Genomic DNA, 16,411 nt, shown 5'->3' on the forward strand with positions numbered 1-16,411 from the left:
CGGCGGTCGGCTGTCGGTTCTTGAGGTACGTCTCGTTATGTAGGCCCCTCGCAGAAGGGCGGTTTCCACCTGGGACCATGAGCGGATGTCCGAGGAACCGAACCCGATGTCTAGCTTGTGGCCGCTCGTGCCGTCTGGGGCCACCAACTGGCTGCTGGAGCTGTGTGGCGACGGCCTCACCGGGTTCATGCCTCCGGCGATGCCTGACGCGGTGTGGGTGCTCAACGCCATGTACGAGCACGAGCAGGGACCAACCGAAGTGTCGTACGACGAGTACCACCAGGCGCGTCTTGCCGACGGGAGTACCCAGCCCCACGCTGTCGGAGACCTCGACCTCGACGCCGTGGGCGTCGCCACGGGGGGAGGTCTGGGCCGTGCCCGGCACCCCGGCCCTGGCTGGCGGCGGCTGCGCTGGACCGAGCTCGCCCGGCGGACTGGCGACCCGATAGCGCCTGACGGGCTGATGCCCTCCTACCGCTGCTTTCCCTCGGCCAAGAAGGAGGGCAGCTGGCCACTGAGCATGGTCCCGCCGACCGAAGGAAGCCTGGACCGGGAGACCTGGAATCGCCTGATCGCCGTCCTCACCGAGTACAGCGCCGCAGGCCCGGACACTCGCTGCCTTGCCTACTACAACCCGCTGACGCTCGGAGCCACCGACTTCGACAACCTCCACGTGCGTGCGGGCCGGCTCGGCGACGCCGAGCTCCTGTATGACCAATCCGAAGCAGACTTCAGCCCGTCCAATCTCTGGGCCGATGACCGCTCCTGGGTCCTTTGCACCGACTACGACCTGTGGGCCACCAAGGTCGCCGGTTCACCAGCCCTCATCCATGCATTGTTGAACGACTCCGAGATCGAGGCGGTTCGCCTGCCTTGGGCACACTGATGACGAGCCGCCCTGGCTCCTTTGCCAGACCTGGAGCGCGAGCACATCCCAGTTCCTGCCCGCTGGGGCCGGACGGCCCTCTACGATCCGGTGCATGCTGGATCCCGAGCTGCTGGAACGGATCACCGCGCGGCGCGCGGAACTGGACGAACTCGAAGAACAGCTGGCCAAACAGCTGGCGGAAGTGCGGGGCGAACGGGACGAACTCGCCGTCGCCGAACGCGTCCTTGAACGGATGACCGGGCAGCTCGCCGAGGAACGCGCCTCCGCCAGGCCGATGCCGGGGCAGGTGGGAGGCCGGGCGGTGATGCTGATCCCGCACCGCGAACCGGGCGTGGAGGAAGATTCGCTCCCGCCGGACTACCAGCGCATCATCACCGCCGTGCGGCAGGCCGCCAGACCGGTCATGGCCCGCGAGGTCGGCGAGGCAGTGGGGGTGGACGTCAGTGTGAAGTCCAAGCTGGAACCGCTGCGCGGCAAGCTGCTCAGACTTGTCGACCGCGGCTGGCTGCGCAAACTGCCCGACGGCCGGTTCACCACCCGCCTGTGACCAGGAGCACGGCCACTCGGAGCGGCTCGGCACGGGCGTGACCCGGTTGCCCCCGGCGGCCGTTGGGATTGTGTGACGAATGCCAAAGAACGCGCCGAGGACACCTGCCCGCTTGTCTACCAGTGCCGTCTGACGCTGTCCACGCGCACCGTCAACCACGTCGCCGACCTGCTACGGCGTCATCTGAAGGCGATCCGGTCCAGGTGGCGGATCCTGCCGCCCGGGAGGATCGCGGTGATCGTCCTGGCCGTCCTGCGCCACGACCAGCGCCTGGCCGACATGGCCGGCGGCAACGACGTGTCCGAGTCGACAGTCCGCCGCTGGCGCGACGAGCTGATCGGACTGCTCGCCGCCCAGGCCCCGCGCCTGGACCGCGCCCTGCGGAAGATCACGAAGCAGGGCGGGGAGGTGGTCCTGATCGACGGCACCCTCATCCCCACCCAGCGCCGCACCGGAAAAGCCGACCGCCGGCACTACTCCGGAAAGCACCGACGCCACGGCCTGCACTTCCTCGCCCTGACCGAGGAGAACGGCCGGCTGATCTGGATATCCGCCGCCAGGCCCGGCCGCACCCACGACAACACCGCAGCCCGCCACGACCACATCCTGACCCACCTGCGCGCCACCGGCCTCGGAGCTTTGGCCGACCTCGGCTTCCGCGGCCTGGACAACAACATCCTCGACCCCGTCATCGTCACCGGCTACGCCGCCAGCCGCACTCACAAGCTCACCCCGGGCGAGAAGGAAGCCAACCGCGTCCTCGCCGTCGGACGCGCGCCGGTCGAGCACGGTTTCGCACACCTCAAGAACTGGCGGATCCTCACGAAACTCCGTAGTGATCCCGCCCGAGCCACCCGACTTTTGCGCGCTCTGCTCGTCCTGACGAACCTCGAAGTCAACCGTTGACGGATGATCTTCTCCGTGGGCACCCGCTCGCGACCAGTACGAGTACCCGGTGGACCGGTCACACCAGCCCCTTGACCTGCGATTTCAAGTTGGCGGCAACTCACAGTCTTCCACTTCCCGAAACGCGCCGGCAGATCCCGCCACGGCACCCCAGTCCGATTCCGAAACAGGACCCCGTTGATGATCCTGCGGTGGCTGGCCCAACGCCCACCGCACTGACCTGTCTTGGGTAGATGCGGCTTCAGCCGCGCCCATTCTTCGTCCATGAGATCCCTTCGCCCATGAACATGCCAACGTGCCGTTGCGCGAGAAGTCAGGTGATCCGCCGGACAGGCCCCAGCGGACCCGGAGCACCCCTGGATGGAGCCGGGTGCGGGGGACGTTGATGTGGCAGGGCCCAGCCCGCTGCATCTCCGCCAGGGATGCGACGTCACCTCACGGGCCCTGCACTCGCCGAGCTGCTTGGGGACGGCCCGGCGGCCCTGCTTCCCCATGCAGCAGTCAGGCGGCTGCCGCGGAGGGCGTATCTTCGGAGCCTGCCTGAACTGCACGCCAGAGACCAGTACTGTCATCAGGATGACCGCGATACGTTCCGCCGCCCTGTCCCGAGCCCTTGACACCCCGGCGGAGCCGTCCCTGAGACCGCTGCCGCCCGAAGTCGCGGAACTGCTGCGCTCCCTTGAAGCGCCAGCACGTCTGGCGGCGCACCTGCGCGCGGTCCACGACGTCGCGGTCGAGCTGGCCGACTGGGTGGGAGACCGGTACCCGGGCCTGGCAGTGGTCCGCGACGCCGTTCTCTTCGGTGCCGCGACCCATGACGTGGGCAAGACCTTGCATCCCGAGGAGCTCTCCGGACCCGGATCAGCCCACGAGGCAGCCGGCCGTGACCTCCTTCTGGATCACGGCTTCGCACCCGACCTTGCCAGGTTCGCCGCCACCCACGCGACCTGGGACGGCCCCGCCGTGACGATCGAGGACCTCCTCGTCAGCACGGCCGACAAGATCTGGAAGGACAAACGCGTCCCCGACCTGGAGGACAGGCTCGTACAGGCACTGGCCGCCGCCTCGGGACGCGAGCCCTGGGAGGAGTATCTCGCCCTCGACGACCTCCTCACCCGCCTCGGCGCGGGCGCCGCCCATCGACTGGCCTTCCAGGCGGCCTTCCCCACCGGCCAGTGACCTCCACACCCGGCCCCCTACCGCTGGAAGATGCCTCCAGGCCGGCGCCGATCGCACGGCACGGGGGGGTTGGGCTACGCAGCCGGGGCTACGACCGTGTAGCAGCGTCGGTCTCGCAGCAGGGCCCAGAGGACGTCGACGCGTCGTCGGGCCAGGGCACGGACCGCCTGGACATGTCGCTTGCCCCCGGCGCGCTTGCGGTCGTAGAAGGTCCGCGAGTTGGGGACGCTCTGGATGCTGAACCGCGCTGACGCGTAGAAGACTCGTTGCAGACCGCGGTGGTAGCGCTTCGGCCGGTGAAGGTTCCCACTGATCTTGCCTGAATCCCGCGGAGCCGGCGTCACCCCCGCAATCGCGAGCCTGTCAGGGGTGGCACAAGCGTCGAGACTTCCGTCAACGGCAGCGAGGAACTCTGCACCGGGGACGGCCCCGCTACCGGGCACCGACTCGATGATCGCGGCACGCTCGTGGTCGCGGAACCGGCTCTCGATCCGGCCCTCGACCTCGGCGACCTTCTCGTTGAGGGACACCAGTTCACCGACCAAGGTCTGCACCATCCTCGCGATGGCCCGCTCCCCCGCGACCGCGGTGTGCCGGCTCTCCGCGGCCTCCACCGCCTTGGTGACCAGGGCCTCGGCGTTGCGCACCGTCCGGTTCGGGGCATCGCTGCGCCAGAACGCCTCGCCGCGCGGCTTCACACGCCTGGAGGACGACTCCGCCTGCGCGGCGGCCGAAGGCATGGAACTGGGGCCGGACGGTACCGAGGACCGCGTGCGCCGCTACGGGGCGAACCCACCGGGACGACGCGCGTCCGTCCCAGGGAAGACGCGGCAGACCACCAAGATCGCCACCGTCGTCACCGGCGAACAGGGCCGCACCCCTTTGAGGGCCGGCGCGTTCCGGCCCGGCCACGCGCACGACCAAGCAACGGTGAAGACGACAGGCACCTGCGACCCGTCCGAGCGACACCCGGCGGCCAGGACCAGAGCCGATGCCGGCCACCAGGACCGGCCACACAGCTCCCCGGCCAGGACATGGCCGCCCCTGAAACCACGCCCCGCCAGGGCCCTCACCGCGGGGGACGCCACCGGCCGCCAGCAGTCATCACGACGAACCCGCGCCGGGCACGCCAGCACCGAGCACAAGCAGCAGCGGACACTCCAGCCCTGCCCCAGACACCGCGAGCACTCCCGGCGAAAGCCCCCGGCAGTGGCCGGACCGGGCCCCGATCGCACCACCACGAGATGAACACCCGCCTGATGGCTCTGCCGATGCCGGGCAACAGCGTTCGTTCACCGGTTCCAGCGGCGGCTGGTGATCGCCGGACTCGTCGATGCCGACGAGAAATGACGGCACTACCGTGGTGCTGCAGGGATAACCCGGTGCGCGGCGTCCGGCTGGGTCTCAGACTGCGGGTATGGACGAAAGCAGCAGGCCCGCCGCCTTCACGCCTGGAGTCAAGTCGAGTGAGTTGCTGGGGTATCCGCCCGATGCCCGGCTGCTGATCGTCAACTGCGACGACTTCGGGATGTATCCCGCGATCAATGCGGCAGTGATCGAGTCGGTCGAAGAGGGCATCGCCAGTTCGTGCAGCCTGATGGTCCCGCCTCCCGCGGCGTCGCATGCCCTGGATCTGCTCAGACGACGGCCGCAGATCCCGTTCGGGATCCACCTCACCCTGATGTCCGACTTCCCCGGCATGCCCTGGGGACCGCTGGCGGCCAGGGAACGGGTTCCCTCGCTGCTCGACCCGGCAGGCGCACTGTTTCCCCCGACACCCGCTGGACGGGCGGCCCTGCTCGGCCAGGCCCGGCCTGATGAGGTCGAGGTCGAGTTCCGTGCCCAGATCGCTGCTGTCGCCGACGCCGGGCTCACGCCGACCCACCTGGACTTCCATTGCCTGGCCGACGGCGGCCGCGACGACATCCTCGGCCTCACGGCCGGGCTGGCCGCGGAGTACGGTCTCGCGGTCCGGGTCTGGCTGGAGCCAGCACGCCGCTCGACGCGGCAGCAGGGCCTGCCCGTCACCGACAACGACTTCCTGGACAGCTTCTCCCTCGGCATCGAGGGGAAACCGGCCCGGTACCTTCAGCTGCTGCGTGACCTGCCCGCCGGACTCAGCGAATGGGCAGTACATCCCAGCCTGGGCGATGAGGAGTCGCAGGCCCTCGACACCGGCTGGCCCGTGCGCCGGACGGACTACGAATTCCTGACGTCACCGCGAACCCGTGAAGCTCTCCGGCAAGAGGACATACACGTGATCGACTACCGAGCGATCCAGCATGTCTGGTCCCAGAACACGGCCCGCCGTGAATGATCCAGCCCACCGCCCGGACGGGAAGCGGACCGTCAAACGAAAGCTGTCATCAGCCGGCCTTGGCGGTTTCCGCGGCGGGTGCCGGCGAGGCCGGAGGAATCGGTGCCGGCCTCGATGACGGGGCCGCTGAACGTGAACCGGCCGACGACGGCCGCGCAGAGCCTGGGGGCTACCCCGCGAGTGATCTTGCTCTGCGATCGTCTCGACCGCGTCACGTGTGATCACTGCGTCCGGGTCGCCCTGGACAGTCCCGTTCACCGGCGTGGCTCCGCGCCAGTTCGACCGGGTGGTGCGTGCACTGCGGGCTCCAGAGCGCCGACATCACTCGGCGGGGCCGCTCGTGGGGGATTCCACTGAGGGATCGAGTGCTTCTGGTAGCTGTGCACTGGTGTACCAGCCTGACGCTGCGCCGGCTCGTACCGCTCCTCGGTGTCCGGGAGTCCGCAGCCGGCCGCATGGTCGGGCAGGTGGGGCCTCTTCCCGCGTTCCGGCCGAGGAAGCGGTTTCGCAAAGGACGCCGCGCCCTCCTCGGCCGCCGCCGGCTCCAGCGCGGCCGGCACGGCCCCCGCCGAGGACCCCATGGCCATGGACCAGCCCTTCGGGCGGGCCTGTGCCGGTGCGCCGGAGGGCGGGGCCGGTTCCTTCGAGGGTACGACCAAGGACCCCGTCGCCACCGCCGCCTCCAACAACCCCCCTGTCCACCCTCGTCACCGCTGTCATGAGGGCCGGCTGGACAACGGCACCTTCGAAACCTTCCAGAAGACCACGATCACCACCGAAGGCACCGGCGAGAACTACACCGTCAGCGACACCTCCAAGGTCGTCTGCGGCATCCCCACCGCCAACGCCACCGTCTGTCAGCGTTCGCATGAAAGTGCACAACCAGGTACGCGGCAAAGTGCTCACCCTGGTACCGCTTGCAGTTCCTCGTCGTCGCTCGTCTCGATTCAATGGCCACGTCCCTCCGCGATCCTCGTGCGCCCGCAGTGCTGGAGTCCGTTGTCGGAGGTCGCGCCTAGGGTGGGTCCCTGATCACGAGCAAGAGTGCCGGGAGTGCTCGCAATAGCGGTGGGGGTTGGGGTGCGCTGGTGGAACAGGAAGCCCGGGGAGCGGGCACAGTGGGTGCTTGAGCCGTTGGCGGGCGTGGGGCCGTTGCGGTTCGGGATGAACTCGGACGACGTGGCATCGGCTCTGGACGGGGCGATCGCCCATGTCTCACAGGGGCTGGGCAGCGGTATGGGCTGGGGGTCATACACCGACTGGGGCGTGACCGGGATCTTTGGGGCGGATTCAGGCCTGGTCGCGGTAGCGATCGATGCGATGGACGGACCGCTGGTGAGTCTGCGGGACATTGAGCTGATTGCCCGAGTGCCCTCCGAGGCATGCGCGGATATCCAGGACCTCGCACACCGGGAGGGGACTTCCGTGCGAGTGAACTGGAGCGGTGATCCGGAGATCGAGGCGTGGGGCGTATCCATGGGCGCCGCACAGGCAATGGGGCTGTCGCCCGCGGGGGATCTGCAGCGGCAGGACACGATGATCACTGATGCCCTGCTCGTCAGCGGTGAGCTGGCGGAAGATCCGTACGGGTCCAAGCCGGTCGTCTACTGGTGCGATGTCAGTGATGAGCGACCGAACCCGGGGGCGTGGCCTGTGAAGGCTGAACAAGATCGGCCGCGCTGGGACTGGACGCCGCTGCAGCGCATCGGTCCCCTTCAGTTCGGCATGAACCCGCAGCAGGTGTGGCGCGCGTTGGGCGAGAAGCCGGCTGCCCGTCTCGGCAGGTATCCCTTCGGGCAGCCGTGGGAAGGCCCCGGGGAGTGGATCCTGCACCACGACCGGTTCGACCAAGCCGGCGTGACCGCTCACTACGCCTGCGGCCCAGGCTGGCCCCCCACACTGGGCGCCGTCACGGTTGACGGACTCACGGGGCCGCAGGTGCAGTTTGAGGGCATCGGGCTGATCGGCATGCCGGTCCAGTCCGTGGACGCGTCCCTGATCCAGCACCTGGAGGAGAGCGGGCTGGGCGTGACCTTCGGCTGCGGAGGAGATCCCGGCCCGACCGGCCTCAACATGTATGTCCGAGCCACCCAAGCCGGCGACGCCGTGGTCAGCGGGGCACGCTTCTGCCAAGCGGAGTGGGAGGACCACGGCTGACCCACACCGCGGAGCGAGCGCGCGTCACACGGTGCGGCTTACTCATGATGCATCCCCCTTGACGGACCGCGGCCATTCCCAGTGGTCGCCGTCGGGTGGTCCCGTATCCCTGCCCGGTCGAGGCCACTTTGGCTGAGCACATGGCCGCGTACCTGGCTGAGCACATGGGGGTGTGCCCCGACACCGTCTACAACGTCGACACCGTCCTCATGCCCCAATCAGCTCGCGACGGAGACACCAACCACCCACGGTCAGTGACCCCGGGCCATTCCACGAAGAACCCGGGGTCAGCGACACGTCCGGGGTGCCGCTACATCTGGTCGATGGGCAGGGCCAGGTCGGTGACCTGGTACTTGGCCGGGAAGGCACCCTGACCGGTGGCCTTGCCGGTCAGTACGTCGACCGCGTAGAGGCGGTAGGCGGCACCGCTGCGGATGGCCGCGAAACCGTGGTTCGTGCCGGCGGCCGGGTTGTAGTAGATGTCGAAACCGGCGTCGAGGGCGGCGTCCACGCCCAGGTCGCCGGTGGGGGCCAGTGTTCCGGCGTTGGCCGGGGACTGCAGAGAGATCCGGTCGGCCATCGTGCCGAGGTCGAAGAGGGTGGTCGCGGTGGCGGCGTTCAGGTCGTTGTTGGTGTAGGCCGCGCCGGTGACGCCCATGGCGGTTGTCGGCGGCATCGTCGGGTTGGTGAGGGTGCCGTCGACGGTGGTGGTCAGCGGGGCTGCCGGATCGTCGATGTTGTGCCGCAGGTTCTGTCCCGTGTCGGAGATGACCCGGAGCCGGTTGGCCGCGGGGTTGAAGTCCACGCCGAACGCGCTGCCCGCCAGGGTCACCGTGAGCTGCGAAACCTTCCTGGCCTTGGCGTCGGCGGTGCTCAGGGTGTAGACGCCGCCCTTGTCACCGACGCCGTACAGCTTCTCGTTCTGGACGCGGAAGTCGATCCCGACGAGCTTGGTGTCACCGGACAGGCCCGAGACCCTGCCCAGCGGCCAGGTCTTGGCCGGCTTGCGCACGTCGAATTCGACCAGGCGCTGATCCCCGGTCAGGCCGACCGCGCGCAGCGCCTTGTGGTCGTGAACCGGCAGTGTCTGCCGGACAGGGCTGGAGGCCGCCAACGCCGGTGCCGCACACAGCGCGGCCAGAACGGCCGCGGATGCCGCTGTGATGGTGCGGTTGCGCATGTTCACTCCTTCGTCGCTCCTCGGCCGGGCGGCCGGAGACTCGTAAGGGCTTCGTGACGACCACGGCGGCGGACAGGTGCCCCTCATGGATGCCACCCGCATGGCGCAGCACGTACTGTCGCGGATGCGCCGGCCGGGTGAAAGTGCCCTTGCCTGCTGGGGGGTCGGTCTCGGGCCGTTGATACGCAGCCCACGGGCGACGTCGACGCCCCCTGTGATGTCGATGATCTAGCGGACGGAGGCGCTCTGACTGCCTCGACACCGGCCATGCCTAGCCGAGGAGAACCACGGACCACGGCGTAGTCAGAGCGGGAGCGGCCTGGTCACCCCTCTCTGCCGACGTTCGCACATCACCGCATCCCCGACCGCGAGGGGCGAGGTCTACGGCGCGGGCGTGTGGTGGACGACGGTCGTCTCGCACGCCCCCTCGAACACGGCCGGTGCGTCGCCCTCCGCCGGGTCGACGGACAGGCCCCAGCGCAGCTTCGTCGCCGTCCACTCCCCCACATAGCGGCAGTGCACGTCGGACAGCGGCGGCATCCACTCCGCCGGGTCGATCGGGCAGGCGGACACTGGATTGCTCCCTGCTGCCTCCCCGGCAGCGGGTTCACTGGGTCTCACGTGCCCGCGGTGCGCGAGTACCCGCCCCGGTCGGCTCCCCCACCCACACCCGATCACCCCCGCATCCGGCCTCGGCGCCCAGTCCGGAGTAGGGCCGGGCGAGCGAAGCGGTGACTACGGGATCAGTCGGAGAGATGCCCCCGGCCCAGGACAGAACATCGCGGCTGCGGCCTCCTCCCCCAGCCGCTCCAGCATCTCGGCGACGTCGGCGGCGAGTTCGGCGGCGTCCTCGGCGCCTTCGGCGGCTCGGGCGTCGAACCTTCGGATCCAAGACGTGAGGGCGCGGCGGATGCTTCGTTTCGATGGCCATTGGTGTCACGCAGTCGGTGAAGAGCCGGCCGGCTTCGAGGTGGTCGGCCAGGTGGGTTACGGCGGGTCCCGAGAAGGTGCAGCGGGGACCGGGTACACCGGCGCCCGGCCACCGGGATGTGCGGTGGGAGCCGCGGCACGTGCCCCGCCCGCTGCCCGGAGACGTCCTGGCGCGGATCGGGCTCCTCGGCCGGGCGGCGGGTGGCGCCGCCGTCGGGCCGTACTCCAGGTGGGGGCGGGGACCGCGAGCTGAAGCGGTGCCCCACCTGCTGTCCTGCCGGGGGATGGCGCTGAGGTCGTCCGTGCACACACTCGCCTTCCGCATGAACCACTCCGTGCCGGGCAGTCCGCTGATGCTCAGCAGGTCCGCGGTGCGGCGTCGAGGCGACGGCGGGGTGCCGTGCGGCAGGGACAGAAGACGAGAAGTTCCGCGGCTGGGACACCTGCGTCAAACCCCGCTCCACCGGACTCTGCGCCACCACCGGAGACGGAGACTGAACCCATGCACGAACCCGACGCCGACGCCCTGGCCGACGGCCGCCGCCACCGCTGGCGCGCCCGGTACACGGCCGGCACATTCACCGCACCCGTGCCGGCCTGGTGGCCCTGGCCCTGCACCGGCGTCACCTTCCGAGACGGCGACCCCGGCACCGGCATGATCGCCGTCGGCATCGAACCCTCCCCCCGACGCCGAATCAGCCGTACTCGTCCGACAGGTCAGGGACTTCGCGAAGGTTCACCCTGACGAGCCGAAGTCAGGCAGTCAATCGTGATGGTTCGGGAACAGCGGCGGAGCGGTGTGGCCGACGGGGAGGTTCCCCGTGAACATGAACTCCTCCAAGGCCGTCACGAGCGCGGTCCGGCTCCTGGTGGTCCAGGTGCCGAGAGGGGTGGGCTCGCGGGTGCTCCGTCTCTTCGGTCCGAAACCGGCGAGCCGGAGGAAGTCGACGCCGTAGGCCCCCTTAGGATCGCCCTCCGGCCCCCAGCGCGCGTCGAAGCAGAGCCCGTCGTGCACCCCGTGGCCGCTCACCAGCACGGAGCCGTAGAACCACTCGATGGTCTCCGGTGACGGGTCCACGGCGTAGAGGCTGTTGATGTCGATCCGCCAGCCGGGTGCCACGCGCAGGGGCTGCAGCCCTCGCCAGACCTCGCTCATGCCGTCCGCCGTCCGTCCGTCCGGCGGCGCGTTCGCGGGCGTCCGCCGTGATCGCCCCGTCCACGGGGACCACCCTCGCATGGTAGGCCGACTTCAGGCTCAACCGCAGTCGTCGCGCGACCTCCGGTGCCTTGACTCCCCGCTCGAACAGCTCTGCCGCCTGGATCTGTACCACTTCCCGGCGCCACAGCCCACGGCGGTCAGCCCGCCTCCATCCGCGTATCTCACACACCACCGGATAGAGCCACCGCTCCAAACCCGTCAGGGCCTTCGCGAAGCTTCACCTTGACGAGCCGAAATCAGTACCCAACAGTCGACGGCAAGGTCCTCAGCGATGGCTCCCCCATAGTGGCCCTTACCTGCGCCAGCCGGCCGGATGAGGAGACCTGGCCTGCCCCTACCGGCCCGCCTTGGCACCTAGGCGTCTCTTTCGGATCATGTCCAGACAGCGTCGTCCTCCGCCCGCACCCAGGCCAGCTGCGCGTCACTCAGCGGAGGAGTGAACCCTTCCGGGAACATCAGCATCAGTGGCTGCGGCCACATGATCTCGGGCCCGTGCTCCTGACAGTGCAGTGAGATGACGTGCGGCCCTTCCCCACAGGACTCGTACCGGTACGGGCGGTCATGGGCCTGGCAGAAGTACCAGAACACTGAGCAGTCGTCCTCAGCGCTCGGTTCGTAAAAGCCGGGAGCACGGACAACCTGGGTTACCGGCTCCTGCCGATTGAACCGGGGGATGGGCCGGGGATCACGCCACAGCAGTCGGGTAGGAAGCACGAGCCCATCCTGCATACAGGTCGTCGCATCCGAATCACCGGGTCGCTGGTCCGGCCATGCCGTTGACCGATATGGAGTGGTCGCGGATTGCACCGCTGCTTCCGGACCGGCCTCCGTCGCCGTCGCGTCCGACGGGAAGGACGCGACGCCGCTCGCTCTGCCCGGCCCTCGGGGGGACGGACCGTGTCCCGGTCGATCGCAGGGTCGGTGAGGAGAGTACCGAGGGTTGCGAGGCGGTACAGGGCGTCAGCGGGGGACGAACGGCGGGACTGGTAGCGGCTGCAGACGTGGACGGCGGGCCGCAGCGGGCCGACACGGGCCAGGTGGCCGGCCTCAGTGCCGCGGATGCCGAGGTGTTCGCCGACCCGGTGCCCGTCGGGGACGCGGCCGTCTTGGTGCGCGCGGACCAGGGCGTCGCGGGGCGGTGAAGCGTTGCATGGCAAGGACGTCGTACAGGGCATGCCCCTGCACGCGACGTGGTGAAGGGTGGCCGATGCGGGCGACACGGCCACGGTCCCACGTCACCGACACCCGAACACCCACCGTCCACTCTCACAAGAAGAGCCCTCGTTCCGTTCCTCTGGCGCCAGGCCGACGGAAGGCACTCTCTGCCAAAACACGAAAGGCGTCGCGGAATCCGGCTTTCAGGCGTGCGGACGCCGCTCTCCCACTTGGCGCACTCCTCTTCGAAAGCGCCCCCCACTCCGGGATTATGTGTCCATGTCACCTACGGATTTAGCGGGTGCCGTCGTCGCCGCCCTCGCCTCGGGCGCGGCCTCCGGTGCCGGCACCGCCGCCTTCACCCGCCTCGCCGATCTCGTGCGCACCCGCCTCGGCCGCTCGGACGAGGGCCGCGGGGCGCTCGGCCTGTGGGACGCGGAACCCGGATCGGACCAGGCAGTACAAGCGGTGCGGGCACGGCTGACCGTCGAGCTGGAGGGAGACCCCGCTCTCGCCGAGCAGCTGCGGGCCGCACTGCAGGCCGGGCCTCCCCCGGTTCCAGCGCACCCGCCGACGATCACCCAGCGTGTCCACATCGGCGGCAATGCCCACCACGCCACCATCAACGTCGGGCCGCTGCACCTGAAGAAGACCACCGGTGCGGTGGTCACCCTCGCTGTCATCGGCGTGGTGCTGGCCCTGCTGGTCGTACTGGGCCTGCGCAGCGTGGTGCAGCTGCTGGGCGACGGCGAAGGCGAGCGGAAGGTCGCTGCCCTTTCCGAGCTGACCACCGTCACGAGCGTCCTTCCCGGCCGCAACAGCCTTCCGGCCGAGTTCAAGAGCCAGGGCGAGCCGGTGACGAAAACCGGGGAACAGGAATGCCGGCCCGAATGCGAGGGGCTCTTGTTCACCGCCGAGACGACCATGGAACGCGAGAGACCGCAGAAGACGGCCGTGTTCTACGTCGCGGCCTTCGACAGCGCCCCGCGCGCCGCCAAAGAGTTCGAGAAGATCCGAAGCGATCTGGCGGAATCTTCGGAGAAAGCACTCCTGTCGTTCCCGCCCATGGGCGACACCAGCACCGCTTACCAGTCCTACCCCGGCGAGAACGGGTTCAACGAGGACGACGAATCCATCGTGGAAGCCGAAGCAGGCGTCCTGGTCGGAACGGTCATCGTCTTCGTCCGCTACACCACCGCAGCAGGCGACCTCGAGCCATCACTCACCACACTCGGACGAATGATGGCAGACCGTGCACAACAAGCACAGAACGGAAACACCCCCTCCGCCACCGCGCTCCTCTGACCCCCACCGCCACCGACCCCCGAACCCCCCAACCCACGGAGGCGGGGAAATCGAAACGGCAGGCGACCTCAGCCCGCTCCGAAGCGCAGGAAACACAAGCACCGCCCCCCGGGCCCCGGCCGCGTGCTGGTGGGCGCGGCAGACCGTAGCCATACGGGCTTCGGTGTCGCGCCGCTGGGCAGGTGCTCGACCTGCAGGCGGATCACGGTCCCCTCGATCACCGGCAGGGCGCCCAGCTGGGCGGTCCAGGCCGAGCGGTGGGTCAGTCTCGGGTGGAGCCGGTCCCGGGCCCAGGCGGTGGCGGTGCCGTAGAGACGGGTTGCGGTCACCGCCTGTGCGTCCGGGGTGTTCCAGGTGGCCGGGTCACCGAAGACGAACTCGCCGCCATGGCGGGGCGGACGGCCTCGGACGCCGGGCTCGCGCCGCGGTGCCGCCCGGCGCAGAACGCGGTCCGAGCGCATCCGGCCCAGCACCTGCACCGGCAGATCCTTCAGCAGGAAGGCCAGGCGGGGCACGTCATATCCCGCGTCCACCACGATCAGGATCTGCGGGTCACTGTCCTTCCACTGCCCGGCCTCGATCAGCCGCTCGACCAGCCCGCGCGTCTGCCCAGCGGTGACCGTGGCGGCGTCGTCGCCCGGTGCCAGACGCAGGGCGTCCAGTGGCGCGGTCCAGGAACTGCGGCCGGTCTCCAGCGCGCAGATCACCGAGTACGGCCAGCCGGGAACGGGAATGTGCTGGTCCTTGCCCCGTCCGTAGGTGTGGCACAGGATCCGCTGCGGTGAGGCGTGGGCACTGGGTCGCAGCCAGCAGGTGATGTCGGCGGCCAGGAGCAGCCGGCCGTCCGCCGCCCGCGGCAGCGACACCGTCGCCAGGGCCCGCCGCAACCGGGCGACGTCCACCCGGCCCGCGGCCAGAGCGTCGTAGAGTCCGCCGTGCCCGCGGCGGTGTTCGCCCACCAGCGACAGCTCTACCAGCGACCGGACCGGGCCGTCGGCGCACAACACCGCGTCCGCGAGCTCGAACCGTGCGTCCGCACGCCTGGTCAGGCAGGAGTGGAACTCACCCCGGAAGCGTGACAGTTCCGCGAACGGATCCTGCCGGACGGCGTGATGCAGCAGACTCATCCCCACGGCCTTCGCGATGAGCTTGTGTGTTCCTTGGTCGGATCACATGCTCAGCCGAAGGCCGCCTGCGTGTACGGCAGTTACCAGTCCGAGTGATCAAGTGCGAGGACTCGTTCGGACTCAATGGTTAAAGATCAAGCTAGTGCCGCATCAAGCAACGTTCGCCCTGTGTGGGTCGGTTCGACTCTCCCTGAGATGATCGCGAACGGCGATGTCTGAGGGAGGGGCATGGAGATCATCGAACACGCGATCAGCGAGCCTTCCGATGGTGTGCTGGTCGAGCCGGTGGGAGGCAGCAGGGTGGGCGTACTGGTGCTGGCCGGTTCCAGTGGCCGCATCGACGTCGAACGCTGCCGTGTACTTGCTCGCGCGGGGATGACCGCGTTGTCGATTCGCTGGTTCGGCGGCGACGGCCAGCCACAGGGAATCTGCGAGATTCCGCTGGAGAGGTTCGTTGCGGCGATCGACCTCCTGCAGACCAAAGCAAGAGGGAGAGTCGGTGTCATCGGACTGTCCAAGGGAGCCGAGGCGGCACTGCTGCTGGCCATCCGCGAACCGCGCGTCGATGCGGTGGTGGCCATGTCTCCCACCTCCGTGGTCTGGGCGAACGTCGAACCCTGCATCGATGGTCTGACCCACCCCTATCGGTCTTCCTGGACCTGGAAGGGCGAGCCCGTCCCGTTCGTCTCCTACGATGACGACTGGACTCCTGCAGAGGCAGAAGGCGAGCCGACGACCTGTCGGACCCTTTACGAGCAGAGCAGGCAGACCCACGCGGCGGCTGCGCGCGCGGCCGCGATCCCGATCGAGGAGACCGCCGCCCAGATAGTCCTCGTGGCGGGCGGGGACGATCAGATGTGGCCGTCGCTGGCCTTCGCGCAGGAACTGGCCGCGCGCCGCGCTTCGGTGGGCCACCCGGCCAGGCTTGTGACCTCGTCCGATGCCGGGCATCGTCCCCGGTTGCCCGGGGAAGGGCCCGCCGGACACTCTGAGCGGTTCCGCTACGGCGGCACGGCGGAGGCTGACGCGGCGCTCGGCACCGCGGCGTGGTCTGACATCGTTGCGGCTCTGACTGGAGATCTTCACACCAGCAGCTGACCAGAATCTCCGGGATGCGACAGGACGGGGAAGCCGCATACCTCGACCGAGGGGCGCGCTGGAGTACCCATCCCCTGTTGGAACGCCTCGACCGTACGGCTCTCCACACGGCTCGCCGCGACTCGGTCGACGGTGACGGCCGCCGCTCCCACCGCGAACAGGCGGGTGGCGAGGATGACGGCCCTGCGACGTGCGCTCCGGCGCGGTGGGCGGACGGGCGGGAAGCCGTCGCCGGGCCCGGGCCGGTGGCCGTGGCTGCCATCGGGGTGCGGTTCCATGGTGCTTCCTTTGCGTGGGCCGGTTGAGCGGTCGCGTGGTCAAGAAACCGTGGCGGGCGTGTACGGGCGAGGACGGCGCCGGCCCACCGCAAGAGGGGCATCGGGTCTCGAAGGAACGGCCCCG

11 protein-coding genes and 4 pseudogenes are annotated in these 16,411 nt (G+C 69.3%); 9 read left to right on the forward strand and 6 right to left on the reverse strand.

Going from position 1 to position 16,411, the window contains the following annotated elements; all coding sequences use genetic code 11:
- The first annotated feature begins 85 nt into the window (after positions 1 to 85).
- From ACFVU3_RS28670 to ACFVU3_RS28680, 3 genes are all read left to right on the forward strand, one after another.
- The gene (locus tag ACFVU3_RS28670; RefSeq protein ID WP_390070659.1) at positions 86 to 886 is read left to right on the forward strand and encodes a hypothetical protein; all 801 of its coding nucleotides are present in this window, start codon (positions 86 to 88) and stop codon (positions 884 to 886) included.
- Positions 887 to 980: 94 nt separating this feature from the next.
- Positions 981 to 1,436, forward strand: coding sequence for a hypothetical protein (locus ACFVU3_RS28675; protein ID WP_390070661.1), 456 nt, complete (start codon positions 981 to 983; stop codon positions 1,434 to 1,436).
- A 72-nt stretch (positions 1,437 to 1,508) separates the two neighbouring features.
- On the forward strand, positions 1,509 to 2,342 hold the full coding sequence (locus ACFVU3_RS28680; RefSeq protein ID WP_390070663.1) for a transposase family protein: 834 nt from the start codon (positions 1,509 to 1,511) through the stop codon (positions 2,340 to 2,342).
- Between the two features lie 68 nt (positions 2,343 to 2,410).
- Here ACFVU3_RS28680 and ACFVU3_RS28685 read toward each other — a convergent pair.
- Positions 2,411 to 2,608: pseudogene (locus ACFVU3_RS28685) on the reverse strand (transposase); the annotation flags it as partial.
- Between the two features lie 310 nt (positions 2,609 to 2,918).
- Between ACFVU3_RS28685 and ACFVU3_RS28690 the strand changes: the two are divergent.
- Positions 2,919 to 3,521: an HD domain-containing protein gene (locus ACFVU3_RS28690; protein ID WP_390070664.1), complete on the forward strand. Its 603-nt coding sequence runs from the start codon at positions 2,919 to 2,921 to the stop codon at positions 3,519 to 3,521.
- A 74-nt stretch (positions 3,522 to 3,595) separates the two neighbouring features.
- Here ACFVU3_RS28690 and ACFVU3_RS28695 read toward each other — a convergent pair.
- Positions 3,596 to 4,177, reverse strand: a pseudogene (locus ACFVU3_RS28695) (transposase); the annotation flags it as partial.
- A 761-nt stretch (positions 4,178 to 4,938) separates the two neighbouring features.
- Between ACFVU3_RS28695 and ACFVU3_RS28700 the strand changes: the two are divergent.
- The 3 genes and pseudogenes from ACFVU3_RS28700 (at position 4,939) to ACFVU3_RS28710 (ending at position 7,995) form a co-directional block, all read left to right on the forward strand.
- On the forward strand, positions 4,939 to 5,838 hold the full coding sequence (locus ACFVU3_RS28700; protein WP_390070666.1) for a carbohydrate deacetylase: 900 nt from the start codon (positions 4,939 to 4,941) through the stop codon (positions 5,836 to 5,838).
- Positions 5,839 to 6,327: 489 nt separating this feature from the next.
- Positions 6,328 to 6,693: pseudogene (locus ACFVU3_RS28705) on the forward strand (fasciclin domain-containing protein); the annotation flags it as partial.
- A 267-nt stretch (positions 6,694 to 6,960) separates the two neighbouring features.
- On the forward strand, positions 6,961 to 7,995 hold the full coding sequence (locus ACFVU3_RS28710) for a hypothetical protein (protein ID WP_390070668.1): 1,035 nt from the start codon (positions 6,961 to 6,963) through the stop codon (positions 7,993 to 7,995).
- 310 nt (positions 7,996 to 8,305) lie between these two features.
- Here ACFVU3_RS28710 and ACFVU3_RS28715 read toward each other — a convergent pair whose 3' ends face one another.
- The 3 genes from ACFVU3_RS28715 to ACFVU3_RS28725 all read right to left on the reverse strand — a co-directional run bounded on the left by ACFVU3_RS28715 (position 8,306) and on the right by ACFVU3_RS28725 (position 11,261).
- Entirely contained in the window at positions 8,306 to 9,175 is an 870-nt protein-coding gene (locus ACFVU3_RS28715) for a DUF4394 domain-containing protein (protein WP_390070669.1), read from the reverse strand.
- Positions 9,176 to 9,556: 381 nt separating this feature from the next.
- A complete protein-coding gene (locus ACFVU3_RS28720; RefSeq protein ID WP_390070671.1) occupies positions 9,557 to 9,748 on the reverse strand; it encodes a hypothetical protein in 192 nt (63 codons plus the stop codon).
- Positions 9,749 to 10,868: 1,120 nt separating this feature from the next.
- Positions 10,869 to 11,261, reverse strand: a complete 393-nt coding sequence (locus ACFVU3_RS28725) for a hypothetical protein (RefSeq protein ID WP_390070673.1) — start codon at positions 11,259 to 11,261, stop codon at positions 10,869 to 10,871.
- Between the two features lie 1,497 nt (positions 11,262 to 12,758).
- Between ACFVU3_RS28725 and ACFVU3_RS28730 the strand changes: the two genes are divergently transcribed.
- Positions 12,759 to 13,784: a hypothetical protein gene (locus tag ACFVU3_RS28730; RefSeq protein ID WP_390070675.1), complete on the forward strand. Its 1,026-nt coding sequence runs from the start codon at positions 12,759 to 12,761 to the stop codon at positions 13,782 to 13,784.
- A gap of 146 nt (positions 13,785 to 13,930) precedes the next feature.
- Here the strand turns inward: ACFVU3_RS28730 and ACFVU3_RS28735 are convergent.
- Positions 13,931 to 14,911 (reverse strand): annotated as a pseudogene (locus ACFVU3_RS28735) (transposase); the annotation flags it as partial.
- Positions 14,912 to 15,139: 228 nt separating this feature from the next.
- On the opposite strand from ACFVU3_RS28735, the gene ACFVU3_RS28740 reads away from it, so the two are divergent.
- Positions 15,140 to 16,009: an acyl-CoA thioester hydrolase/BAAT C-terminal domain-containing protein gene (locus tag ACFVU3_RS28740; protein ID WP_390070677.1), complete on the forward strand. Its 870-nt coding sequence runs from the start codon at positions 15,140 to 15,142 to the stop codon at positions 16,007 to 16,009.
- Positions 16,010 to 16,411 lie beyond the last annotated feature (402 nt).

It is taken from the genome of Streptomyces sp. NPDC058052 (assembly GCF_042885515.1).
Lineage (GTDB): Bacteria > Actinomycetota > Actinomycetes > Streptomycetales > Streptomycetaceae > Streptomyces.

Excerpts from the sequence above, each read along its gene's own strand:
- ACFVU3_RS28740 (WP_390070677.1), top strand. The coding sequence starts at position 15,140 with ATGGAGATCATCGAACACGCGATCAGCGAGCCTTCCGATGGTGTGCTG.
- ACFVU3_RS28725 (WP_390070673.1), bottom strand. The coding sequence starts at position 11,261 with ATGAGCGAGGTCTGGCGAGGGCTGCAGCCCCTGCGCGTGGCACCCGGC.
- ACFVU3_RS28675 (WP_390070661.1), top strand. The coding sequence starts at position 981 with ATGCTGGATCCCGAGCTGCTGGAACGGATCACCGCGCGGCGCGCGGAA.
- ACFVU3_RS28730 (WP_390070675.1), top strand. The coding sequence starts at position 12,759 with ATGTCACCTACGGATTTAGCGGGTGCCGTCGTCGCCGCCCTCGCCTCG.
- ACFVU3_RS28670 (WP_390070659.1), top strand. The coding sequence starts at position 86 with ATGTCCGAGGAACCGAACCCGATGTCTAGCTTGTGGCCGCTCGTGCCG.
- ACFVU3_RS28715 (WP_390070669.1), bottom strand. The coding sequence starts at position 9,175 with ATGCGCAACCGCACCATCACAGCGGCATCCGCGGCCGTTCTGGCCGCG.
- ACFVU3_RS28690 (WP_390070664.1), top strand. The coding sequence starts at position 2,919 with ATGACCGCGATACGTTCCGCCGCCCTGTCCCGAGCCCTTGACACCCCG.
- ACFVU3_RS28700 (WP_390070666.1), top strand. The coding sequence starts at position 4,939 with ATGGACGAAAGCAGCAGGCCCGCCGCCTTCACGCCTGGAGTCAAGTCG.